Raw genomic sequence first — 21,304 nt, 5'->3', positions numbered from 1 at the left:
TGGCTAGACGACCTGCGGTGCAGCGGCGCGGCGGGTGCGAGCAATCAGATCACCAACAAAGATCGCAATCGCAATCCAGATTAGAATGAAACTGCCCAATTGAACCGGCTGCAGCTCCTGCTCGAACACGGTTAGCCCCAGGATGAAAACAATCGTTGGCGCGAGGTATTGGATAAACCCAAGCGTTGAATAGGGCATCCGCCGCGCAGCAATCGCAAACAACAACAGCGGCACGGCGGTAACCACCCCTCCACCCATAATCGCGAGGCTGAGATAAAAGTCTTGCCCAAAGGCGGAGCCAGCGGGGCTGGCCGCATACCACATCACGATGGCGGAGGCTGGTACAAACAGGATCGCCGATTCGATGGTGAGGCCGGGCAAGGCGGTGACAGCCACCTGCTTGCGGACGATGCCGTAAAAAGCAAAACTCATCGCTAGGCTCAGGCTGATCCACAAGGTTGTGATCGCCCCGGCCAGCAGCAGGACGACCGCGCTCGCTGCTATCGCCACCGCGAGCCATTGCCACCGGGTCAGGCGCTCCCCCAAAAACAGAGTGCCCAGCAGCACATTAAGCAGCGGATTGAGGTAATAGCCAAGACTGGCGGCGTAGACGTGCTCTTCCTGGATGGCCCAAATGTAAACCAACCAGTTGATCGCAATCAGCGTCGCGCTCAAGAACAGCAAGCCCACCGCCTTTGCGCTGCTCAGGGCGGCTTTGATGGCAGGAAACTGGCCGCGCATGCCGACAATGATCAGGCACAGCGGCACCGTCCAGATGATCCGCCAACCGACGAATTCAAATGCCGGAACGCTGGCGACCAGCAATAGGTATAGCGGCAGAAAACCCCACATCAGATAGGCGCTAAGCGCAGCGGGCAGGCCGGATGGCGCCGGGTTGGGATCGGGAGCGTTCATAGCTGGCCCGCCCCTAGGCCGCGCACTGGTGCCGCGCAAGCAATGCAAGCCGGATAAGTGTTTGCATCATTTTACAACGCGCCGCGCAAAAACATGCCAGAGTGCTTTTGTTGTTGCAGCTCATCTAGGTTTCATACCCCTTGGAAGAGCAAGCAAAACACGGGGGCATGTGAGGCGCAGCGCGGTATCGCGCGGGGCGCTTCACATCCCGAAATGAAATAGGCTTGAGTCATTCCCACCAATGACTCCAGCGTGGCCGCTTGCGGCTGCGGAAAGCGCTCTCTTGCTACGCGGCTTGAGGGCGTTTTCATTTGGGGCGGTACAATCGTTCAAATGGGCTTGGAAATGCCCGGTGGAAGGTGAAAATTAACCAAGATCAGCCATGGAGTGAGGATGCGCGTATTCCGCCTTTCATCTGTGAAAAGACGCCTGGCTAGCACCCTGATGCTGGTGCCTGGCGTGTTGGTGCTGTCGGCGTGCACGGGAGAGGCCGAGCGCACTGCAAGCCCAGTGATGCCAGACCCGGTGATCGCGCGCGCACTGAATGATCCGTTGATGGTCGATCCAGACCTTGCCTATCGCAATCAAGCCGCCGCTGCGCTTGCCACTGGCGTGGACCATGCACTGCCGGTGCTGTCAGGCAATGCGGCAATGGCGCGGCGCGCTCGCGATGAAATGCGGCTTGCGCTGCTCGAGGATGGGACGATTCTTGATTTGCCCGATATGGCTGAGGGCGAGGAAGGCGTTTCGCTGGCTGGTATTCACAATGCTGAGCAAATGGCCATCGCACAAGGAGCGTCGGAAGACTGCGCGAAGCAGTTGCGAGAAGGCTTTATCTGGGCGGCGCGATTGGATGATGTGGCCAGCCTTATGCCGTTCGGCCATGTCCGTGCGGCGGCGGGAGCCGAAAGTGGACAATGCTCTATTCGAGCGGTTTCTTATCTGACCGCAGCCGAAGGCGAAGACACGCTTCAATATCACTACAATCTGGCGCGGCGGGCGGAGCTGAACACTGATGTGTTTGCAACGCCTGAACTCGCGCTCACGGGTATGTCTGAGGACGTGCAGATCGCGGTGAACGTACGCGAGGGCGATGACGCCATGCGCATTGTCGATTTGATCTATTGGAAAACGCCGCAATAGCTGCACAGGCCGCTAGCTATTAGCGCTAGTCCTTCAGGCCAATGGCGACATTGGCGCGCGGCTGCTCCATTTCCGTGCTCGCCACGGGATAGGCGCAGTAATCCGCTGCGTAAAAGGCCGCTGGACGATGGTTGCCCGACAGGCCAATCCCGCCAAACGGCTGAGCCGATGATGCGCCATTGGTCGGGCGGTTCCAATTGATAATCCCTGCTCGGACGTTGGCCCAGAACCGGCCAAAATCATCGGGATCGCCGCCAATAAGCGACGCCGACAAACCAAAGCGGGTGTTGTTGGCCTCTGCAATGGCGAGATCGAGGTCAGGCACTTTGATCACTTGCAGGATTGGGCCAAACATCTCGATATCCGGGCGATCTTCAACCTCGGTCGTGTCGATAATGCCGGGGGTCAGGAACGGCTTCTTCGCATCCGGACGCTTTAGATGCGCCAGAGGTTTGCCGCCTTGCGAGACCAAAGCCAAAAAGCCCTGTGCCAGCTTATCTGCAATATCATTGTCGATCACGCAGCCCATGAACGGTTGGGGATCAGCAAAGGGCTCATCAACGATCAGCTTGCCAGTGAGCTTCAGCAGCTCCTCCATCAACGGATCGTACATGCTTTCAGTGATGATCAGCCGCCGCGCCGCTGTGCATCTTTGCCCGGCAGTGGTGAAGGCGCTTTGCACGATCAGCGAGGCTGCGTCTGAGAGCAGCGGCGTATCGGTGACGACCAGCGGATTGTTGCCGCCCATTTCCAGCGCGACAATCTTGCCTGGGTTGGAGGCGAGGCGGCGATTGATCGCAATGCCAACTTGCGCAGAGCCAGTGAACAGCACGCCGTCCACGCCGCCGTGCCCGACCAGCGCTTTACCTTCGTCAGGCCCCCCGACAACCATTTGTAGAACGTCCTTTGGAACGCCCACCGCATGGAAGCAATCGACCAGGGCCTGGCCGACGGCAGGGGTTTTTTCCGAGGGCTTAAAGACGATCACATTGCCCGCGATCAAAGCAGGCACGATGTGGCCATTGGGAAGATGCGCCGGGAAATTATAGGGGCCCAGCACTGTCATCACCCCGTGGGGCTTGTGCCGAACGGCGGAGGTGCCTTGCAACGCGCTGTCCAAGCGTTTGCGCCCAGTGCGCTCGCTATAAGCGTTGGCCGAAATCTCGACCTTGCCCATCACCGCATCAACTTCGGTGCGCGCTTCCCAAAGAGGTTTGCCGGTTTCCTTGGCGATCAGCGCTGCCATGTCTTCTGACCGAGTGCGCATTTCATTGACGAAACGGCGCATGGTCTCAATTCGCACGGCCAGCGGTGTCGCGGCCCATCCCGGCCACGCTCGCCGAGCGCGGCTAACCGCCTCATCAACGTCACTCGCTGCGCCGCTCCAGATTTCTTCGCCCGTGGCCGGCGCATATGATGTGTAGGTTTTGTCAGTCACTGTGCAGACTTTTACTCACGTCCAGATTTTACATTACCGCGCCGCGTCAGGCTTTTTCACATACCCGTTCGCACCGCGATACCCTGGCTTCCCCCAAGCTCGTGACTTCCGTTAATTGCAATATTCGCGAAAAGATAGGGGGCAGGCACATTTCGAGCCCAGCCCTTTTATCAGCATTTGAATGAAATTTGCCAAAGCACCGCCCTGCGCAGTGCCACCTATCGGGAAATCAAGAATTTATAGGGGTTTGGTTAGCGCATTCGAAACCAGTGTAAACTGTTAGGAGCCGGCTGGTCTTGGCGCCTCGCCATGTGCGCTGCCCATCTCGCGCAGCGCGGCAATTTTTACGTGGAACGGCCCCCAATCGTCACCTTCATCGATTGCCGCCCAGATCGCTTCAACATCTTCGACCAGCATGGTTTGCGCTGCGTCACCCTGCCAATAGGAATGCTTGCCGCCAACGGGCTCATAACCTGAAAAGGCCTCGGCTAATTCGCCATCGGCTCCGCGTCCGCTGCGGTGCGCAAAGAAGAATCCGTCAGGCTGCGCGTTCTGCTCGCGCATGGACTTCTCGCAGGCTGCAACAAGCTGATTGTCCGCCTCTGTCCCGCGCGGCTCCACGCCAAGGCGCCAGCACCAACGGCGCGCGACCGCATCCATATAGAGCTCACCATAGCGATTGAGCGCCGCGATCAACGGCTCGCTATCCGCCACCAAACGCAGGGCAACCGCCAATTGCCCGCAATTCCAATGCAGTGCCTCTGGTTGGCGGCCAAAGGCATAGAGGCCGCCATGATCGAAATAGGCCGCAGTAAAGCTCGGATCCCACGTCGGCAGCCAGCGCCACGGACCATAGTCAAAGCTCTCGCCCGTCACATTCATATTGTCGGTGTTGAGCACGCCGTGCACGAAGCCGCTGGTCATATAGCTGGCGGCTAAATCAGCCATCCGCTCGACCACTTGGTGCATCAGGATAATCGCCGGTTCATCGCGTCCGGGCGCAGCATCGGGCGGCTTTGGATCGGGGAAATGATCCAAGCAATAGCTGATAAGCGCCTGCATTTGTTCAGGCTCTTCATGGGCGAGTAGTCGCTGGAACGTGCCGATACGGATATGGGAGTGCGACAGCCGCACCATAACGGCTGATCTGGTGGGAGAGGGTTCGTCATCACGCCACGGCTGTTCGCCTGTCTCAATCACCGAAAAGGTCTTGGATGTGTTGACGCCCAGCGCCTCCAGCATTTCGGTCGCCAGTACTTCGCGCACCGCGCCTTTCAGCGTTAGCCGACCATCACCATTGCGGCTGTAGGGGGTTGGCCCCGTGCCCTTGGTCCCCAGATCGAGCAGGCGGCCATCGCTGCCGCGCAGCCGAGCCGCCAAGAATCCGCGCCCATCGCCAATGTCAGGATTGTAATTACGGAACTGGTGGCCGTGATATTTCAGCGCGAGCGGCTGTTTGAGATTGCCCTCAAGCGGTTCAAACCGCGCGAAATGCGAGGTCCATTGATCATCGCTCAGATCCGCCAGTCCAACCGCCGAGGCCCAGCGATCATTGCGGAAGCGTATCTCAGTCTTGGGAAAGTCAGCAGGGCGCACCGGAGAGCCCAGCCAATCGGCCAGCGCATCAATCGCGGTGTCGGGCCGATAAACGGCGGCTTGCGGTTCGGCTCGCATGCCGCGATAAGTGGGCGCAAGCAGCCATCGGCGCAAGCGTCACTTGGCAATAAAGACTGCTTTTGAAGGATTAATGCCCGCTCATGGAGAGCCTTTACCAGGACCGCTACTGGACCAGCAGCGACGACCTAACCCTGCATTACCGCGATTACGCTGGCCCCGGTGCTGGGGATAGCGATGGCGCTCGCCCGCCAATTGTGTGCATGCATGGCCTGACCCGCAATGCCCGCGATTTTGAAGGCTTGGCTGAGCATTTAGCGGCCACGCACCGTGTGATCGTGCCGGAGATGCGCGGGCGTGGAATGAGCGATCATGCGCCCGATTCCGCCAGCTATTCGCCCGTCACCTATGTCGCCGACGTGGAAAAACTGCTGAGCGAGGAGGGGATTGAGCGCTTCATCGCCATCGGGACCTCAATGGGCGGGCTGATGACGATGATGATGGCGAGCAAAGATGCAAGCCGGATCGCGGCTGCTTTGCTGAATGATATCGGGCCAGAGATTGATCCGGCAGGCCTCGAGCGGATTGGCGGCTATGTCGGCCAGCAGCGCAGCTATCCCACATGGATGCATGCGGCGCGCTCGATGCAGAGCGTGCACAGCGTCGCATTTCCCGACTACGATCTTGATCAGTGGCTGGCGATGGCGAAGCGCACGATGGTGGTGAGCCAGAATGGCCGGATCAGCTATGATTATGACATGGCAATCGCAGAGCCGTTCAGCGAGCCGGCGAATGCCGCCCCGCCTGATTTGTGGCCCGCCTTTGAAGCGCTAGGCGGTGTGCCAATGGTTTTGGTGCGCGGCGAACTGTCCGACCTTTTGTCGGAAGAGACAGTCTCCAAAATGGCGGCCAAGCATTCGGCGATGACGAGCGTCACGGTGCCGCGCGTGGGCCATGCGCCGACGCTGGATGAGCCGGAAGCGCGCGCTGCGATTGATGCTCTGCTGGGGCAAATAGCATGAGCAAGAAAGCGAGCAAAAGCAGCACTGTGCTGCGCGTTTTGCATTGCCATTCAACATTTGCACCTGGTGGCAAAGAGCTGCGCGCAACGGGCCTGATGAATGCCTTTGGCGGCAAGCTCAGGCATTCGATTGTCTCCGGCGTGCCGGATCAGCTCGGCGCGAAAGATAGCATCGCAAAGGGCGTGGCGGTTGATTTTCCGAAAGACTTCCCATCGCTCACTGGCTGGCCATCGCCGTCACGCTTGCAAAAGATTGCTCGCGCGATGCTGCCCTATGACCTCATACTGACCTACAATTGGGGGGCGATGGATGTGGTGATGGCGCGCACCGCGTTCAGCAATGCCTTCGATCTGCCGCCGCTGATCCATCACGAGGATGGCTTTAACGAGGACGAGGCGAAGGAGCTGAAAACGCGGCGCAATTGGTACCGCCGGATCGCTTTGGGCAAGGCGGCAGGTCTCGTCGTGCCTTCGCACACGCTGGAGAAAATTGCAGCCGAGGTGTGGGATCAACCTGCCTCTCGTATTGTCCGCATTCCCAACGGGGTGGACACTTTGGCCTTTGCCAAGACCCCGCGTGCCGATGCGCTGCGGGTGGTGAAGCACAAGGGCGAGCAATGGGTCGGCACGCTCGCTGGACTGCGCCCGGTCAAACAGCTCACCGTGCTGGTTGAGGCGTTTTCTGGTCTGCCTGAAAACTGGCAGCTGGTGATCTTAGGCGAGGGGCCAGACAAAGACGCAATCCGCGCCGCCGCCGATAAGTTGGAGATCAGCCACCGCGTGCATCTTCCGGGAAAAGTCGCCGATCCCGCCAGCGCCGTGGGCCTGTTCGATATTTTCGCTCTGTCCTCCAAGAGCGAGCAATTCCCGCTTTCCGTGGTCGAGGCAATGGCGGCGGGTGTACCCGTTGCGGCGCCCAATGTTGGCGACATCCGCAGCATTGTCAGCGAGGCCAATCATCCCTTTATTTGCGTGCCGGATGACGTGGCCGCGCTCAGCCAAATGCTCAAGGAACTGGTCGAAAAGCCCGAACTCCGCAGCGAAATTGGCGAGGCCAACCGCAAGAAAGCGCTCGCACAGTTTGACCGCGCGCGCATGATCGAAAGCTACCGCGCGCTCTATTCCAGCGCGATGGGGCGCGAGATTTAAGCGCCAAGGCTGCGTGCTTGCTTAACCTGCGGTTCAACTCCAATCCGCTCAACTATGGGGACAGGCTGCAACGGCCATTGCGGTTGCTGCAATGCGCCCCTAAAAGCGCGGGCAGCTAAAGAACCAACGCATTTTGGAAAGGGCCCCCGTGGCGCTGAACCCTACTGACGGAAAATCTTCCAAAGACGATAAGGCAGCAAAGAAAGCGGCAGAAGACGAAGTCATTCTGCGCGAGATCGATGAGGCCGTTCGCAAGGATGATTTGGAGCAATTCGGCAAGAAATACGGCACCGTTCTAATCGGCGGTGTGACGGCGATTTTGCTCGCCTTTGGCGGATACCTGTACTGGGACAGCCAGCAGGAAAAGGCGCTTGAGGAGCAATCGGAATTGCTGACCCGGGCGCTGGATCAGGCGGAGGCTGGAGAATTTGGCGCAGCTAGCGAAGTGGCATCGGAGCTGCCCGCTGATAGCGGTCCTGGCGCTCAGGCAAGCGCGCTGATGCTGCAAGCCAGTGCGGCTCTGGAGCAAGGTGACACGGCGAAAGCGGTTGAGCTGTTCGGTCAATTGGCTGCTGATGCAGACGCGCCGCCCGCCTTGCGCAGCCTCGCCACTATTCGCGAAGTTGCCAGCAATTTTGATGAGCGCGAGCCAGTCTGATGTGATCGCTAAGCTCAGCGATTTGGCGGTGCCCGGCAATGCCTTCTTTGGCAGCGCAGGCGAGCTGACCGCGATGGCGCATATGAAAGCCGGCGATGATGCGGCAGCCGGCGCGATGTTTGCAGCGATTGCAAAGCAAGACGGCGTGCCGGAAACACTGCAAGCCCGCGCCCGGCAAATGGCCGGTCTGCTGGGTGTGGATGCGATCGAAGATCCAGAAGAACTGCTCGTTGAAGAGGGCGTTTTGGATCCTGAAGGTGGAGCTCCTGTGGGCGCGCCTGCGGGCGCACCAACGGGGCCGTAAAGCGAATTGCAATAGGGATAGAGCGCGCGGATTTTCGCGGCACAAATGGTCTGATTGGACGGATGATGACGACGGTTAAACACACAACACGTATGGCTCTTCTCGGCGGCGCAATGGCCGCTGTCTTGAGCGGTTGCAGCGGCGGCCTGTTCGGCGGCGGCGATAAAAAGGCGACCCCAACCATTGGCGAGCGCACTCCGATCCTTTCGCGGATTGAGAGCGGGGCAAGCGTTGATCCGACCTTAGCTCAGGTAACCGTGGTGCTGCCTCCGGCGCAGACCAACACCGAATGGGCGCAGGTTGGCGGCTCTGCGGCGAAATCATATGGCCACCTCACATTGTCTGAAACACCGACAAAGGCGTGGACCGCCAGTATCGCTGGCGCAACCGACCGCGTGCGGCTCGCCGCAGCCCCGGTTGTTGGCGGCGGCTCGCTGTTTGCGGTTGGCTCTGACGGGGCGATCCACAGCTTCGATGCGAAGACTGGCGCTCAGCGCTGGGAAGTCGCACCATCAATGGAAGACAATCTGCGTTCCGCGGCCTTTGGCGGCGGGGTCAGCTATGCTGGCGGCCGGGTCTATGCGACCAATGGCACGGGCGATGTAAAGGCGCTCAGCGCAGACACTGGCGAAGTGATCTGGAGCGTTAAACCTTCAGGCCCGCTGCGCGGTTCGCCAACAATCGCGTTCGGCCAAGTTTACGTGATGACGCAGGACAACCAGGTGATCGCGCTTGATGCGAACTCTGGCGAACTGCTGTGGAACGATTCGGGTTCAGCAACGCAGGCCGGCGTGTTTGGAGTAGCGGCCCCGGCTGCCGGTCAGGGTACAGTGATCGCTGGTTATTCCAGCGGTGAATTGTCGGCCTATCGCTATGAGAATGGCCGTACCTTGTGGTCTGACGCGCTGTCGCGCACGAATATCTCGACCCAGGTTGGCTCGCTGACCGATATTGACGCCGATCCGATCATCGATTCTGGCCGCGTCTATGCGCTTGGCCAAGGCGGGCGGATGGCGGCTTATGAGCTGGTTACCGGACAGCGCATTTGGGAATTGAATCTCGCGGGTATCTCCACCCCGTCGATTGCGGGGGAGTGGATTTTCACGCTTACCGATGATGCGCGCCTACTGGCGATTGCGCGTTCAACCGGGCGTGTGCGCTGGATCACTCAGTTGCAAAGCTTCCGCAATGAAGAGAAGAAGAAGGACGCGATCTTTTGGACCGGTCCGGTTTTGGCTGGCGGTCAATTGTGGGTCGCAAGCTCGCGCGGCGCGCTTTACCGAGTCAGCACGGGCGAGGGTTCAGCCCAGGCTTTTGCGGAACTCAAAGACCCGGTCAGCCTACCGCCCATCGTGGCAGATAACATGCTGTATTTGCTCGACGACAGCGGCACAATTCACGCTTGGCGGTAAGCCAACAGACCGCGAACCTGCGGCAGCCGCGTTAACCATTTGAGGCGCGCTGTTCCTAAGCGGGACGGCGCGCTCAATCTATCAAAGCTGTTAACCCATTCGCGCTAGGGCCAAGGCTCCATGAGTGCGACCGCTAAAAATACCGGCGATGATGCCATGACGCAGGCTAAGGCTCTGCCTGCCAGCGATGTGTCTGCTTGCGTTGGTCTCGCGGGCCTGCTCGGCTTGTTCGTATGGCTGCTGTTCTGCCGCACTTACCCAATTACCGCGGAATTCCTGAACCTGCCTGGCCAGCGCGGCGTTCTGTCTGGTCCCTATGCGGCGCTAACAGCGATGCTGTTCACCGCTGGGCCTATGGCGATTTGGTCGGTGCTGGTCGACCGAGTGCATTTGCGCGCTTCAACTGGGCTTGATTGGTCGAGCAAACGCGCGGCCTCCGAAACCCTCGATGTGTCGATTGTGAAGATCGCTGGCCTGTGGGCGACCTGGGCGATTATCGGCGGGCTGTATTGCCTCGCTCGGTGGTATTGGAGCGGGCAGTATCTGTTCGCGATGGAAGTGCTGGCATTTGCGGCTATCCCGCTGGTGGTGCTGTCTGTGCCTTATGTGATCTGGCTCGACCGTTACATGGTCAATCCGCGCGATAGCGCATGGCATTTTGGGGCGATGCTGATCGGGCGTGAGGCGTCCGACCTAGAGCAGGTCAAAAAGCATTGGCGCGCGTGGATTATCAAGGGGTTCTTCGGCGCTTTTATGATCTCCATTTTGCCCGGCGGCTGGGCGCAGATTGTCGAGGCGGATATCGCCGCGATTGTCAGCAATCCGGTTGAGCTCGGCCTGATCCTGATCGCTCTGCTGTTTGTGATCGACGTGCAGATCGGCACGGTCGGCTATCTCTTCACGATGCGGCCGCTCGATGCGCACATCCGCTCTGGCAATCCGTTTCTTGCGGGCTGGCTGGCGGCGCTGATCTGTTATCCGCCGTTTGTGTGGGGCATTATCGGCAATGGCCAAGTTCTCAGCTATGAACACAATGTCGCAGGCTGGGGGCATTGGTTTGATGGCAATTCGGCGATGCTGTGGGCGTGGGCCGTATGGCTCGTCTTCCTCACCGGGGTTTATGCGTGGGCGACGGTCGCGTTTGGCATTCGCTTTTCCAACCTGACCTATCGCGGCGTGCTGACCAATGGGCCATATCGCTTTACCCGGCACCCCGCCTATCTCAGCAAGAACCTGTTCTGGTGGTGCTCGGTCATGCCGTTCCTAGTCACCAATGGATCCATGACAGACGCGATCCGCAACACGTTTTTCTTGCTGGCGGTGAACGCGATTTATTACTGGCGCGCGCGCACGGAAGAGGCGCATCTGCTGGCCGAAGATCCGAAATATCGCGAGTATTACGACTGGATGGAAGAGCACGGGGTCATCACCTCGCGCCTTGCACGGCTCAAACGCTTTGCACTTCGCCGCGGACGGCGCCGTGCCCAAGGCGCGGCGGCGGAACCCGCCGAATAGCCACTAAATCAGCGAGCTGCCCTCGTCAGTCTGATATTTCATTACTTCGCTGACTTTTACGTCGAGCGCTGCAATCGCTGCCTGAAACTCGGCCATATGCGAAGCTTGAAAGTGGGCGGTGAGCGCTGCGTCATCTTGCCATTTTTCAACGATGTGCATCACGCTAGGGTCAAGGACGTCGAGCGCATAGGTGTATTGGATGCAGCCTGCTTCCGCGATTGATGCCGTTACCATTTTGGTGAAGGCCTCGCGCGCTGCTTCAATTGCGCCGTCTGCGACTGTGGCTTTACCGATGACTATCAGCATGATGAATTCCTTAGTTGAGGGACAGCGTTAGAAGCTGTGTTCGTAGACGCGGGTGATGTCGCCGTTCCACTCGCCGTGATACAGATCGAGCAGGCGCTGCGCTGGCACTTTGCCGCTGGCGACGATTTCATCGAGCGTTTCGAGGAAGCCGGTTTCATTGTCGCCGCTGGAATTGAGCGCAGCGCGTGATTTGAGGCCTTGCCGCGCAATCGCCAGAACGTCGCGGCCCAGATCCTGCATCGTGCCTTTTCCGCCGGGCAGCGGGGTGTCGAGCGCCAGTTTCGGTGCGCCATCGCGCAGCGCCGCGCGCTCTTCCATTGACCAGTCTTTGACCAGATCCCATGCGGCATTAAGGGCCCCCTGATCATACAGCAGGCCGACCCAAAACGCGGGCAGGGCGCAAATGCGGCTCCATGGGCCGCCATCGGCGCCTCGCATTTCTAGGAAGCTCTTTAAGCGCACTTCTGGGAAGGCGGTGGAGAGATGGTCCCACCAATCGCTTTGCGTCGGGCGTTCGCCGGGTAGAGCGGGGAGTTTGCCGTCCAGAAAATCGCGGAAGGATTGGCCCGCCGCATCGATATATTGGCCATCGCGGAACACGAAATACATCGGCACATCGAGCATATATTCCGCCCAGCGCTCATAGCCGAAGCCGTCCTCAAACACGAACGGTAACATGCCGGTGCGATGCGGATCGGTGTCAGACCAGATATGGCTGCGATAGGACAGATATCCGTTTGGCTTACCCTCGGTGAAGGGCGAGTTCGCAAACAGCGCCGTCGCCAGCGGTTGCAGCGCCAGACCGGTGCGGAATTTCTGCGCCATATCGGCCTCTGACGAATAGTCGAGATTGACCTGAATGGTGCAAGTTCTCAGCATCATGTCGAGGCCCAGATTGCCGACTTTCGGCATGTGCTGCATCATAATGCCATAGCGGCCCTTGGGCATCACGGGCAGTTCTTCGCGGGTCTTGTCCGCCCACATGCCAAGGCCGAGGAACCCAACGCCGCAGCGCTCGCCCACCTGCTTGACTTGCTCAAGGTGGCGGCCTGTTTCGGCGCAGGTTTGGTGCAGGTTGGTGAGCGGCGCGCCCGATAATTCCAACTGACCCGCAGGCTCCAGGCTAACCGCGCCATCCGCGCCCTTCAGCGCAATGACATTGCCATTTTCCTCAACCGGTTCCCAGCCGAACTCACGCATATTCATCAGCATGTCGCGGATGCCGCAGGGCTCATCATAGGACGGTGCGCGCAAATCATCGCGCTTATAGACGAGCTTTTCATGCTCGGTGCCGATCCGCCAGTCGCCTTTGGGCTTCTCGCCGCCAATCATTGGGGCAACCAATTGGTCGATGGATTCGATGATGGGGTCTTGATCCCCACTGGCCTCGCGCGTGCTCATGCGAGTTGCCTTAGAAAACCCAATTGCTGCTGGGAAGATAAAATTGAGTTTTGTGCAAGCAAGTCATTCTACCCCGTCCCAGTCGCCGGCCTCTGCCATCCACACCGATAGAGCGGCGATTGCGGCGGTTTCCCCGCGTAAAATGCGTGGGCCTAGGCTGATGGCTTTTGCCTGTGGGTGGGCGCGAATGGCCTCGCGCTCTGCATCGTCAAACCCGCCTTCAGGACCGATTAGAATGGCCGCTGCGTCCTCGTGATAGACGAAGGCATCAGCCGCGAGTTCACCGCCTGTCTCATCGGCGAAGAACAGAGCGCGCTCCGCTGGCCAATCCCGCAGCATCGCCTCTAGTTTCAGCGGGGCCTCCAATTCGGGCAGGGCGGTGCGAGCGCATTGCTCCGCCGCCTCGATCGTGAGCGCCCGGGCGCGGTCCAGATTGAGCTTATCTGCGACGCAGCGACGCGTAATGACCGGCTGGATCCGCGCCGCGCCCAGCTCGGTTGCTTTTTCCAGAACCATGTCGAAGCGGTCTTTCTTTAGGAGGGCCGGGCACAGCCACAGATCGGGCACGTCTTCGCGCGTCCTCAGTTGCTCCGCCACCTCCAGCGTCACATCTCGCTTGCCAGTATCCACCACCCGCGCGGCCCATTCTCCGGTCACATTGTCGCACAGGATCACAGCATCGTCTGCGCCAACGCGCATGACCCGGGCGAGGTAATGCCCCTGATTGCCATCCAGTCTCAGCACCGCCCCGATAGAAAGCGCGCCCTCCACAAACAGGCGCGGGGCGCTGCGCGGGGGCCAGCTCGGCGTTTTTGGATCATGTGTTGCGGTCATGGCTTTGCACTAGTCGCGCCCGCCGCTAGTGAGCAAGTGTGAGTGAGAACATCGTCCCTGATAGTGAGCATCGCGGCCTGATAGCCCGCCTGCCGCAAGTGCCGCGTGATCTGGCGCAGCTGGCGCGTTTTGACCGGCCAATCGGCTGGTGGCTGCTGTTTTGGCCCTGTGTCTTTGGCGTCTGGCTGGCCGGGGCGGGGGCGCAATTTGCGCTGCTCGGCTGGATGCTGCTCGGCGCGATTGCGATGCGCGGCGCGGGCTGTGTCTACAATGATATCGTCGACGCTGATCTCGATAAGCAGGTTGAGCGTACGGCTTTGCGCCCGGTGGCTAGTGGGCGGATTTCCAAAAAGGCGGCGTTGGCATGGCTGATTGCGCTGTGCCTGGTCGGTCTTGTGGTACTGCTGCAACTAAGGTTGGAGGCACAATTGGTTGCCTTGGCCAGCCTTGCTCTGGTGGCGGCCTATCCGTTTATGAAGCGGATCACGTGGTGGCCGCAGGCGTGGCTGGGCATGGTGTTTACCTGGGGGCTGCTGGTTGGCTGGGTGAACCTGCGGTTTGACAATTGGGATATGCTGGTCGCCGTCTATGCGGGCTGCATTGCGTGGGTGATCGGGTTCGACACGATCTATGCTCTGCAAGACCGAGAGGACGATGCGCTGGTCGGCATCCGCTCCTCCGCTTTGCGCATGGGCGCCAAGGTGAAGGGCGGGGTCGCGGGATTTTACGCCGCGACCATCGCGCTGTGGGCGCTCGGGTTCTGGTTGTACCGGCCAGACTGGATTGCCTTGCTCGCGCTAGTGCCGGTCGCGCTGCATCTGCTGTGGCAGGTTTCCACCCTCGATTCCGAAGACCCCGAAAACCCGCTCGCTCGGTTCCGCTCCAATCGCTTAGCAGGCGCGCTGATGGCGGCGGCGTGTTTTGTGGTCGGCAATGCGTGAGGCGCGCAGGTAATGTGCAATCTTTACCGCATGACCAAGGGCAACGTCGAGGTGGCCAATTGGTTTGCGGCGATCGAAGCATTGGGCGGCGCGAATTTCGGCAGCGAGGTCTATCCCGGATATCCTGGCGCAGTAGTGGCCGAGGGGAAGCTAACCCAGATGAGCTGGGGCTTTCCATTGGTGATGAAGGGTAAGAACGGCCAGCCGCTCAAGCCCAAGCCGGTGAACAACGCCCGCCAAGACAAGCTCAAAAGCTATTTCTGGCGGGCATCGTTTGAAGAGCGCCGCTGCCTGATCCCGGTCACCGCATGGGCGGAGGCGCAAGGGGCCAAAGGGGCGATGACGCGGACATGGATGTCGCTGCCCTATAGCGAGCTGTTCGCCTGTGCGGGGGTGTGGCGGCCCAGCGATGAGTGGGGCAATTGCTACTCCATGGTGATGACCGACAGCGCCGGACCCGCGGCCGAAGTGCACAGCCGGATGCCCGTGGTGCTGCGGCTGGAAGACTACACCACGTGGCTGTCCGGCTCTCCGTCGGAGGCTTTTGACCTTTGCCGGGCCTGGAACGGGGCGATCACCATCGACCACACGGATGAGAGCTGGACCCGCAAGGTGGGCGGTTCGGGCGCAGTCTCCAAGCCAGTGCAATCGAGATTGTTCTGACGGTCGGTCGGCGGGCCGAACATCGGTTCGCGTAGCATTGGCTCGTTCATGACGCGGCCTCCGCTGCATAGCTGACCACTTCAAATTCGATCCCGTCCCAGTCGAAGAAATAGAAGCGTTTGCCCGGCTCATAATCGTCATGGCCAAAGGGTTTGAGGCCTACGCCCGCGACCACTTTTTCCGCTGTATCCAAATCATCCACGAGCAAGCCGACATGGTTGAGCGGCTCCCCCTTGGAGTAATCGCCGGTCACATGATCACCGGTGTAAAGCGCCAGATAGGTCTGACCGTTTTCTGGGTCGCCAACATGGATTGAGCGGCCATATTTTTGACTGGGGCCGCGCCAGCGCTCGCGCCAGCCGAGCAATTGCTTGAACAGATCGGCGCTGCGTTCAGGATCCGTCACCGAGATATTGGCGTGTTCAATTTGTCCTTTGGGCATGGCTGCCTCCTGTTGATTTCGGCGTGTGCGCCGGTAGTTTCTGCGGGTGATGGGAGGGCCGATTGCGCCAATGCAGCGAGGCCCGAATCACCGAACTTCACAATTCTGCAACCTCAAGTTAAGGTGAGGTCAAGCTATTTTGAGAAAGGTTGAATATGACCGGCCAAACACGCGCGAAGACGCTGCGAAAAACCGATCTGATCCCAATTGGCGAGATGGCGCGCCGCACGGGTCTGTCGGTGTCAGCGATCCGATTTTATGAGGAGCGCGGGCTGGTGGAGCCGATCCGGACCAGCGGCAATCAGCGCCGCTTCCTGCGCTCTGACATTCGCCGCTTGAGCTTCATTCTGATCGCTCAGCAATTGGGTCTGGCGCTGGGGGAAATTGAGCATCAGCTCGCAAAATTGCCGATGGGCCGCACACCGAATGCGCGTGACTGGAACGCGATCAGCAAATCTATTCGCGCAGAGCTGGACGACAAGATCGCTCAGCTAGAGCGGACGCGCGATACACTGGATGGCTGCATTGGCTGCGGCTGCTTGAGCCTGAAGAAATGCGAGCTCTACAATCGCGGCGATCACCTGGCCGCGAAGGGCGCGGGGCCGCGCCAGGTGCTGGGCTAAGGCGGGTGGTCGGTTGACGATCCGAATGCGGTCATTTCTGTATTTAATAACCATTTGCGTCCAACCATCTCTCAACTTGCGGCATGGGGCGGTATTCCATTTGTTCCCTTAGATTCCGACCATCGAAGTACCGTCCAACAGGCGGTGCGCCTTCCATCAGATGCCGCAAGACGATTTCGTCCGTCCATGAAGACAGCGCTGGACTGTTCCCTTTTTTGTCAATGACGTCCGCTGTCGCCCCATGAGAGTATAGTAGATCGAGAAGGGGTAGATATTCGATATCAAATATCGCCGTTTCGCCGCTAGTGTCTCGCTTATTCGGATCTGCACCGAGATCCAAAAGCGCCTTCGCGGTCTCGACCAGCCCCTCATCATCTAGATTGCAAAGATAGACGCTGGACAAAGCTGCCAATGCTGGTTGCCCCTCTTCACCCAGAGAGTCGATAGCCAACCCTTGGGCTGCAAATGCCCGAACCAATGAAGCGCTACAGCCAGCGGCATTGTCTGCGAACATCGCTTCAAGACGGCGTTTATCAGAACGCTCAACCCACGCATGTGTGGCTAGATATGTAAAGAGGTCCGCGCGCCCTCTTCTAATTGCCGCGACTAATAGTTCCTCACCTAGCAATACCTCATCACCACTCCACGGATGGATAGTATTTGCACTCAAGTCTGCGCCGCGATCAATAAGCTCTAGTATTGTGCGATCATCTGCGTCTTCGAGAGCTCCCTCAAGAGCCAGACCGCGGGCAGCATCAGATTTAAAATCAAAGTTGTTCGTGTCAAACCATTCAACCAAGCCTTCCGCACCATCGACCCATCGCGCAGATCCGGCCGCTTGATCAACCGCTTCCTGTAGCTGGGTTACGACCATCGGCATCCCAACCTCTTCCCCAACGTAGTCAACAACAGTTTTTGAGGCGGTGCCGGTGTCGATTGTCAAAATGTATGCCGGATTATCCGTGATCTGGGCGCGATACTCATCATTCAGACTAAAGAACTCGGCTGCGCGAAACTGCTCCACCAGTTCCGCGACAACCCTCGGTTCAATCTTGTCGGTGTGGGTGCCTGATACCAGAATCCCGTCGCTGCCAGAGAAGGAACGGTGCACTTCAAATTCGCCAGCGAAGTTCTCCCCTCGTGTGCGGAATTCTACATTGCCCTGCGCGTCTATTGTAACTGTGTAGTCCGGGCAGCTTCCAAGACATGCTGTCCGCTGAAGAGTGATCTTTAGCTCGTCCTCAATAACGGCTGGGAATGGTTCAGCAGCCGCACTGCAACCAAAAAGAAGGATTAGCGACAGGATCGAAAAAGCGAGCTTCAGCATCAAACTTCCCTTCAACTTCAGGCTAAGAGATGCCGAACGGGATTCCAATCAGATTTTCCGCTTTCCACCCCCAAAACGCGCTTTAGAATTCCGGCCCGAGGTCTGGGTCCAGATCGCGCGGTCGGGCAAAATGCACCAGCGTCGCGCAGTGCTTTTTCAGGTCTGACCAATCGTCAATCGCGCATTCGAGCACGGCATAGGTCGCGGTCGGAAATTTCACCGAGGCTTCTTTGAATAGGTCGTTTTCACGGGCAGGCGAGACGAGGTCGAACAGCACTTCTTGCAGGCCGGGATTGTGACCGGAAATCAGCACTTTGTCATGCGCGCCGCCATGTTCCTCGACCACTTCCAGAATGGTTTCAGAGCTGGCGAGATAGAGCCGGTCGTCAAACACTGGCTCCAGCTTGGGGAGTGAGACCTCTATCGTGCGTTTTACCCGCTCCGCAGGGCTGGCGATCAGGGCGTCCCACGCGATCCCGTGATCCTTGATATGCGCGCCGATCACACCTGCGCCTTTGCGCCCGCGATCATTGAGCGTGCGGTCAAAATCACGCTTTGCCATGTCGTCCCAATCGGACTTTGCATGGCGGAGGAGCCCGAGCAGTTTCATCGGCTCCTCTCAACACGGCAATTATGTCTGTGTAAAGCAATTGCGCATCGCAAGCGGTCTGTGGCGCAGGAATTCTGTGCCTGCATTCGTATGCGGGGCTTTAGGGGCAGAGCCTAGCCGAATGGGATGTAGTCGTCGCCAATATCATCGGGTGCGGAGGCGGGGAGCGGTTCGGGCGCGGCACCGCCACTCGGCGCGCCCGCTTTGATCCGCTCCAATGCTTCGTCCAGGGTCAGGCGGGTGACAGGCGTGCCTTCGGGAAAGGCGCTGAGCAGGCGGCTGGGGAAGGCGGCGGAGAGTACCACAAAGTGGCCCGCATCGTCCTTGCCCCGGATCAACCGGCCAAATGCCTGAGCCAGGCGCGCGCGGATGATCCGGTCGTCATATTTGCTCCCCTGTCCGGCGGCGCGGCGGGCCTTGTGCAAGATGTCGGGCCGCGGCCACGGCACTTGCTCCATCACAACGCATCTGAGCGATCGCCCCGGCACGTCCACGCCGTCGCGCAGGGCATCTGTGCCGAGCAGGCTGGCGCGCGGATCATCGCGAAAGATATCGACCAAAGTGCCGGTGTCGATCGGGTCGACGTGCTGAGCATAGATAGGCAGACCAGCCCGCGCGAGCCGGTCTGCAATCCGGCCATGCACCGCCCGCATGCGGCGGATTGCGGTGAACAGACCGAGCACGCCGCCATCCGATGCCTCGATCACTTTTGAGTAGGCTCCGGCAAGTCCCGGCAAATCGCCTTTCTTGATGTCGGTGACGATTAGGACTTCAGCGCGGTTCGCATAATCAAACGGGCTCGTCGCCGCCGACATCAACGGCTCGCTCTCAATGTACTCCGCGCCAGAGCGGGCGATGGCGGGCGCCCATGCCTCAGTTTCGCTCGCCTCTTCGCCGACCCGGTCGGTCAACGTGGCGCTGGTGAGCATGACGCCGTGGGCAGGCTCCAGCACGGTCTTGGCAAAGGGCTTCATCGGGTCGAGCCAGCGGCGGTGAATGCCAATGTCGAACTCGCGCGCATCGCTGCGTTCGACTGACAGCCAATCGACAAATTCTGGGTCGGCTGGTCCGCCCAACCGCTCGAGCAATGCCGCCCACGCGCCGAGCAGATCAATCCGCCAGCTTAAGGAGAACCGTGCGCCTTCGATCCGTTGCCGCCCCTGACCATCGAGCCAGTCCGGCGGGTCCGCCATTATAGCCTCCAGCCGGGTGCTGAGCTTAATTAGCGGGGTGCGAATGTTCGCCAGCGCTTCGCCCGCGATCCCGGCGGCCTCGATCAATTCGCCGGGCAAGCCTGATGCCTCGGTCTCAATCCCATAGCCTGCATCAACCCCGCCGCTTTCATCGCGGGCATAGGTCGCTGCGCGCACCTGAGCGAGCAGCGCCTCCAGCGGACCAGCGGGTTCGCCCTCATTAAGGCGCTGGAGCCAGCCATCAGCGGGCAGCAAGGTCGCCGCTTCCACCGCGTCTTCAATCGCAATGCCGCCCTCGTCATCATAGCTGGCGATATCGGCGAGGCGCGCAGACAGGCCGCGTCTGCGCCCGCGGTTTTTGCGTTCTGGGCCGAGGATCCAGCGGCGCAGCTCAATCGCTTCCTGCCCGGACAAAACGGCGGCAAAGGTCGAATCCGCCGCCTCGAACACATGGTGCCCCTCGTCAAAGACGATGCGGGTGGGGCGCATGGCGTGATCGCGGCCGCGCGCGGCATTGACCATGACGAGCGCATGGTTGGCGATGACGAGGTCAGCCTGCGCGCTGTTGCGGCTGGCGCGTTCAATGAAGCATTTGCGGTAATGCGGGCACCCGGCATAGACACACTCGCCGCGCTGATCGGTCAGAGCCGCAATCCCGCGTTTGCGAAATAAGGTGCCGAGCCAGCCGGGCAAATCGCCGCCGATCATATCGCCGTCTTGGCTAAACGCCGCCCAGCGACCGACCAATTGCGCAAGGATAGCGGGGCGTCCGGAAAAGCCGCCTTGCAGCGCGTCCTCCAGATTGAGCAAGCAGAGGTAATTCTCGCGGCCCTTGCGCACGACAACGGGCGGCGTTCCATCGGGGCGTTTCGCGGGCCACGCGCGTCGGCTTTCGCTGCGCAATTGCCGCTGCAGGTTCTTGGTGAAGGTGGAGACCCAAACGGTGCCGCCCGCTGCGCCCGCCCACAGGGATGCAGGCGCGAGATAGCCCAGTGTCTTGCCGATGCCGGTGCCCGCTTGCGCCAGCGCCAGATGCGGCACCTCGCGCTTGTCACGCGGGGAGAAAATGCGCGCGGCGTCCTTTGCGTAAGCCCGCTGACCTTCGCGCTTTTCGGAGCCTTCGCCGGTCGGCTGATCGAGCTGCTGCAGCACCGCCTCTGGTGGCAGATCAACCTGGCGCGGCGGCGCGCGTTCGCCCGCTTCCTCCCATTCGGGCAGCTTTGCGAATAGCCATTTTTCCGCCTTTTGCGGGCGCGCAATATGCGGTTTGATCACGCCCGCCCATTGCCAGCGCAGCCGCTCCAGCGATTGTAGAACGCTCCATGCGCCCTCGCGCTCAAACCACTCGGGATCTTCACAAACGGCGATCAAAGCGGCTCCGGCGGTCTGCAAGAATGCGGGCACATCCTCGTCTGCCGCTGGCTCTTCGATTTCCAAGGCCTGCGCGAGGCCGCGCGGGGTTGGCACGCAAAACCGCGCCGGATGCACGAAGGCGAACAATTCTAGCAGATCGAGCCCGGACAGATCGGGATAACCCAGGCGGTTGGCGACCAGCGGTGCATTGAGGATCAGCACCGGCGTGTCCGCCGCCGCCATGATCGCATCGCCTTTTGACACGGCCCCAGTCTCACCCCCGGGCGAGCGCAGCCAATTGCCGGAATGGCTGGCGTGCAAGGCCGGTAGGCTAAGCGGGGTGGGGGCGTCGGTGGTCACGGATCAGAGAAATGTCGGAGCGAGAACGAAAAGTAAACGATTGCGCGCCAAGCTCGCACAGTTTCGACTATTCTGGAGGGAA

At 60.0% G+C, this 21,304-nt stretch carries 20 protein-coding genes; 10 read left to right on the top strand and 10 right to left on the bottom strand.

The genetic code is table 11. The features are described from left to right. Positions 1-3 precede the first annotated feature (3 nt). Positions 4-915 carry an EamA family transporter RarD gene (rarD, locus tag AC0V6M_RS00655; RefSeq protein WP_486136940.1) on the bottom strand — a complete coding sequence of 304 codons (912 nt, stop codon included), beginning with the start codon at positions 913-915 and terminating at the stop codon, positions 4-6. A 444-nt stretch (positions 916-1,359) separates the two neighbouring features. On the opposite strand from rarD, the gene AC0V6M_RS00650 reads away from it, so the two are divergent. Then, positions 1,360-2,058, top strand: coding sequence for a hypothetical protein (locus tag AC0V6M_RS00650; RefSeq protein ID WP_486136939.1), 699 nt, complete (start codon positions 1,360-1,362; stop codon positions 2,056-2,058). Between the two features lie 25 nt (positions 2,059-2,083). Here AC0V6M_RS00650 and astD read toward each other — a convergent pair whose 3' ends face one another. Both astD and AC0V6M_RS00640 read right to left on the bottom strand, forming a co-directional pair. Next, complete coding sequence (astD, locus tag AC0V6M_RS00645) at positions 2,084-3,496, bottom strand: succinylglutamate-semialdehyde dehydrogenase (protein WP_486136938.1); 1,413 nt, start codon at positions 3,494-3,496, stop codon at positions 2,084-2,086. Positions 3,497-3,775: 279 nt separating this feature from the next. After that, the gene (locus tag AC0V6M_RS00640; protein ID WP_486139545.1) at positions 3,776-5,170 is read right to left on the bottom strand and encodes a protein adenylyltransferase SelO family protein; all 1,395 of its coding nucleotides are present in this window, start codon (positions 5,168-5,170) and stop codon (positions 3,776-3,778) included. An 83-nt stretch (positions 5,171-5,253) separates the two neighbouring features. On the opposite strand from AC0V6M_RS00640, the gene AC0V6M_RS00635 reads away from it, so the two are divergent. The 6 genes from AC0V6M_RS00635 to AC0V6M_RS00610 all read left to right on the top strand — a co-directional run bounded on the left by AC0V6M_RS00635 (position 5,254) and on the right by AC0V6M_RS00610 (position 11,169). Beyond that, positions 5,254-6,132 carry an alpha/beta fold hydrolase gene (locus AC0V6M_RS00635; protein ID WP_486136937.1) on the top strand — a complete coding sequence of 293 codons (879 nt, stop codon included), beginning with the start codon at positions 5,254-5,256 and terminating at the stop codon, positions 6,130-6,132. Continuing rightward, positions 6,129-7,280 (top strand): glycosyltransferase family 4 protein, encoded by a 1,152-nt coding sequence (locus AC0V6M_RS00630; protein ID WP_486136936.1) that lies wholly within the window; start codon positions 6,129-6,131, stop codon positions 7,278-7,280. The genes AC0V6M_RS00635 and AC0V6M_RS00630 overlap by 4 nt, the downstream gene beginning before the upstream one ends. A gap of 148 nt (positions 7,281-7,428) precedes the next feature. Next, positions 7,429-7,938, top strand: coding sequence for a tetratricopeptide repeat protein (locus AC0V6M_RS00625; RefSeq protein WP_486136935.1), 510 nt, complete (start codon positions 7,429-7,431; stop codon positions 7,936-7,938). Then, complete coding sequence (locus AC0V6M_RS00620; RefSeq protein ID WP_486136934.1) at positions 7,919-8,242, top strand: hypothetical protein; 324 nt, start codon at positions 7,919-7,921, stop codon at positions 8,240-8,242. Before AC0V6M_RS00625 ends, AC0V6M_RS00620 begins: the two co-directional genes overlap by 20 nt. 92 nt (positions 8,243-8,334) lie before the next feature. Beyond that, the gene (locus AC0V6M_RS00615) at positions 8,335-9,654 is read left to right on the top strand and encodes an outer membrane protein assembly factor BamB family protein (RefSeq protein ID WP_486136933.1); all 1,320 of its coding nucleotides are present in this window, start codon (positions 8,335-8,337) and stop codon (positions 9,652-9,654) included. Between the two features lie 120 nt (positions 9,655-9,774). Further along, positions 9,775-11,169: a methyltransferase family protein gene (locus AC0V6M_RS00610; protein WP_486136932.1), complete on the top strand. Its 1,395-nt coding sequence runs from the start codon at positions 9,775-9,777 to the stop codon at positions 11,167-11,169. A 3-nt stretch (positions 11,170-11,172) separates the two neighbouring features. On the opposite strand, the gene AC0V6M_RS00605 is transcribed toward AC0V6M_RS00610, so the two are convergent. The 3 genes from AC0V6M_RS00605 to AC0V6M_RS00595 all read right to left on the bottom strand — a co-directional run bounded on the left by AC0V6M_RS00605 (position 11,173) and on the right by AC0V6M_RS00595 (position 13,710). Beyond that, on the bottom strand, positions 11,173-11,475 hold the full coding sequence (locus AC0V6M_RS00605; RefSeq protein WP_486136931.1) for a putative quinol monooxygenase: 303 nt from the start codon (positions 11,473-11,475) through the stop codon (positions 11,173-11,175). A gap of 27 nt (positions 11,476-11,502) precedes the next feature. Beyond that, positions 11,503-12,876 (bottom strand): glutamate--cysteine ligase, encoded by a 1,374-nt coding sequence (locus tag AC0V6M_RS00600; protein ID WP_486136930.1) that lies wholly within the window; start codon positions 12,874-12,876, stop codon positions 11,503-11,505. A gap of 63 nt (positions 12,877-12,939) precedes the next feature. Further along, positions 12,940-13,710, bottom strand: a complete 771-nt coding sequence (locus AC0V6M_RS00595; RefSeq protein ID WP_486136929.1) for a 16S rRNA (uracil(1498)-N(3))-methyltransferase — start codon at positions 13,708-13,710, stop codon at positions 12,940-12,942. A 38-nt stretch (positions 13,711-13,748) separates the two neighbouring features. On the opposite strand from AC0V6M_RS00595, the gene ubiA reads away from it, so the two are divergent. Next, positions 13,749-14,651, top strand: coding sequence for a 4-hydroxybenzoate octaprenyltransferase (gene ubiA, locus AC0V6M_RS00590; protein ID WP_486136928.1), 903 nt, complete (start codon positions 13,749-13,751; stop codon positions 14,649-14,651). A gap of 12 nt (positions 14,652-14,663) precedes the next feature. Next, positions 14,664-15,314: an SOS response-associated peptidase gene (locus AC0V6M_RS00585; protein WP_486136927.1), complete on the top strand. Its 651-nt coding sequence runs from the start codon at positions 14,664-14,666 to the stop codon at positions 15,312-15,314. 46 nt (positions 15,315-15,360) lie between these two features. Here AC0V6M_RS00585 and AC0V6M_RS00580 read toward each other — a convergent pair whose 3' ends face one another. Beyond that, positions 15,361-15,756, bottom strand: a complete 396-nt coding sequence (locus tag AC0V6M_RS00580) for a VOC family protein (RefSeq protein WP_486136926.1) — start codon at positions 15,754-15,756, stop codon at positions 15,361-15,363. A 155-nt stretch (positions 15,757-15,911) separates the two neighbouring features. Between AC0V6M_RS00580 and soxR the strand changes: the two genes are divergently transcribed. Further along, complete coding sequence (soxR, locus tag AC0V6M_RS00575) at positions 15,912-16,379, top strand: redox-sensitive transcriptional activator SoxR (protein WP_486136925.1); 468 nt, start codon at positions 15,912-15,914, stop codon at positions 16,377-16,379. Positions 16,380-16,422: 43 nt separating this feature from the next. Here the strand turns inward: soxR and AC0V6M_RS00570 are convergent, their stop codons facing one another. The 3 genes from AC0V6M_RS00570 to AC0V6M_RS00560 all read right to left on the bottom strand — a co-directional run bounded on the left by AC0V6M_RS00570 (position 16,423) and on the right by AC0V6M_RS00560 (position 21,222). Further along, positions 16,423-17,706, bottom strand: coding sequence for a DUF6438 domain-containing protein (locus AC0V6M_RS00570; protein WP_486136924.1), 1,284 nt, complete (start codon positions 17,704-17,706; stop codon positions 16,423-16,425). An 82-nt stretch (positions 17,707-17,788) separates the two neighbouring features. Beyond that, positions 17,789-18,316: a SixA phosphatase family protein gene (locus tag AC0V6M_RS00565; RefSeq protein ID WP_486136923.1), complete on the bottom strand. Its 528-nt coding sequence runs from the start codon at positions 18,314-18,316 to the stop codon at positions 17,789-17,791. 113 nt (positions 18,317-18,429) lie between these two features. Next, positions 18,430-21,222, bottom strand: a complete 2,793-nt coding sequence (locus tag AC0V6M_RS00560; protein ID WP_486136922.1) for an ATP-dependent DNA helicase — start codon at positions 21,220-21,222, stop codon at positions 18,430-18,432. Positions 21,223-21,304 lie beyond the last annotated feature (82 nt).

This window comes from Erythrobacter sp. JB3-1, assembly GCF_057364995.1.
Note: the sequence above shows the minus strand (reverse complement) of the source record. Positions and strands in the feature narration are given on the sequence as shown.

Bases quoted from the DNA above. Each gene is read 5' to 3' on its own strand.
- AC0V6M_RS00635 (WP_486136937.1), top strand. From the start codon at position 5,254: ATGGAGAGCCTTTACCAGGACCGCTACTGGACCAGCAGCGACGACCTA.
- AC0V6M_RS00620 (WP_486136934.1), top strand. From the start codon at position 7,919: ATGAGCGCGAGCCAGTCTGATGTGATCGCTAAGCTCAGCGATTTGGCG.
- AC0V6M_RS00640 (WP_486139545.1), bottom strand. From the start codon at position 5,170: ATGCGAGCCGAACCGCAAGCCGCCGTTTATCGGCCCGACACCGCGATT.
- AC0V6M_RS00630 (WP_486136936.1), top strand. From the start codon at position 6,129: ATGAGCAAGAAAGCGAGCAAAAGCAGCACTGTGCTGCGCGTTTTGCAT.
- soxR (WP_486136925.1), top strand. From the start codon at position 15,912: ATGACCGGCCAAACACGCGCGAAGACGCTGCGAAAAACCGATCTGATC.
- AC0V6M_RS00610 (WP_486136932.1), top strand. From the start codon at position 9,775: ATGAGTGCGACCGCTAAAAATACCGGCGATGATGCCATGACGCAGGCT.
- AC0V6M_RS00570 (WP_486136924.1), bottom strand. From the start codon at position 17,706: ATGCTGAAGCTCGCTTTTTCGATCCTGTCGCTAATCCTTCTTTTTGGT.
- rarD (WP_486136940.1), bottom strand. From the start codon at position 915: ATGAACGCTCCCGATCCCAACCCGGCGCCATCCGGCCTGCCCGCTGCG.
- AC0V6M_RS00585 (WP_486136927.1), top strand. From the start codon at position 14,664: ATGTGCAATCTTTACCGCATGACCAAGGGCAACGTCGAGGTGGCCAAT.
- AC0V6M_RS00595 (WP_486136929.1), bottom strand. From the start codon at position 13,710: ATGACCGCAACACATGATCCAAAAACGCCGAGCTGGCCCCCGCGCAGC.
- AC0V6M_RS00600 (WP_486136930.1), bottom strand. From the start codon at position 12,876: ATGAGCACGCGCGAGGCCAGTGGGGATCAAGACCCCATCATCGAATCC.
- AC0V6M_RS00605 (WP_486136931.1), bottom strand. From the start codon at position 11,475: ATGCTGATAGTCATCGGTAAAGCCACAGTCGCAGACGGCGCAATTGAA.
- AC0V6M_RS00615 (WP_486136933.1), top strand. From the start codon at position 8,335: ATGGCTCTTCTCGGCGGCGCAATGGCCGCTGTCTTGAGCGGTTGCAGC.
- AC0V6M_RS00565 (WP_486136923.1), bottom strand. From the start codon at position 18,316: ATGAAACTGCTCGGGCTCCTCCGCCATGCAAAGTCCGATTGGGACGAC.
- AC0V6M_RS00650 (WP_486136939.1), top strand. From the start codon at position 1,360: ATGCTGGTGCCTGGCGTGTTGGTGCTGTCGGCGTGCACGGGAGAGGCC.
- AC0V6M_RS00580 (WP_486136926.1), bottom strand. From the start codon at position 15,756: ATGCCCAAAGGACAAATTGAACACGCCAATATCTCGGTGACGGATCCT.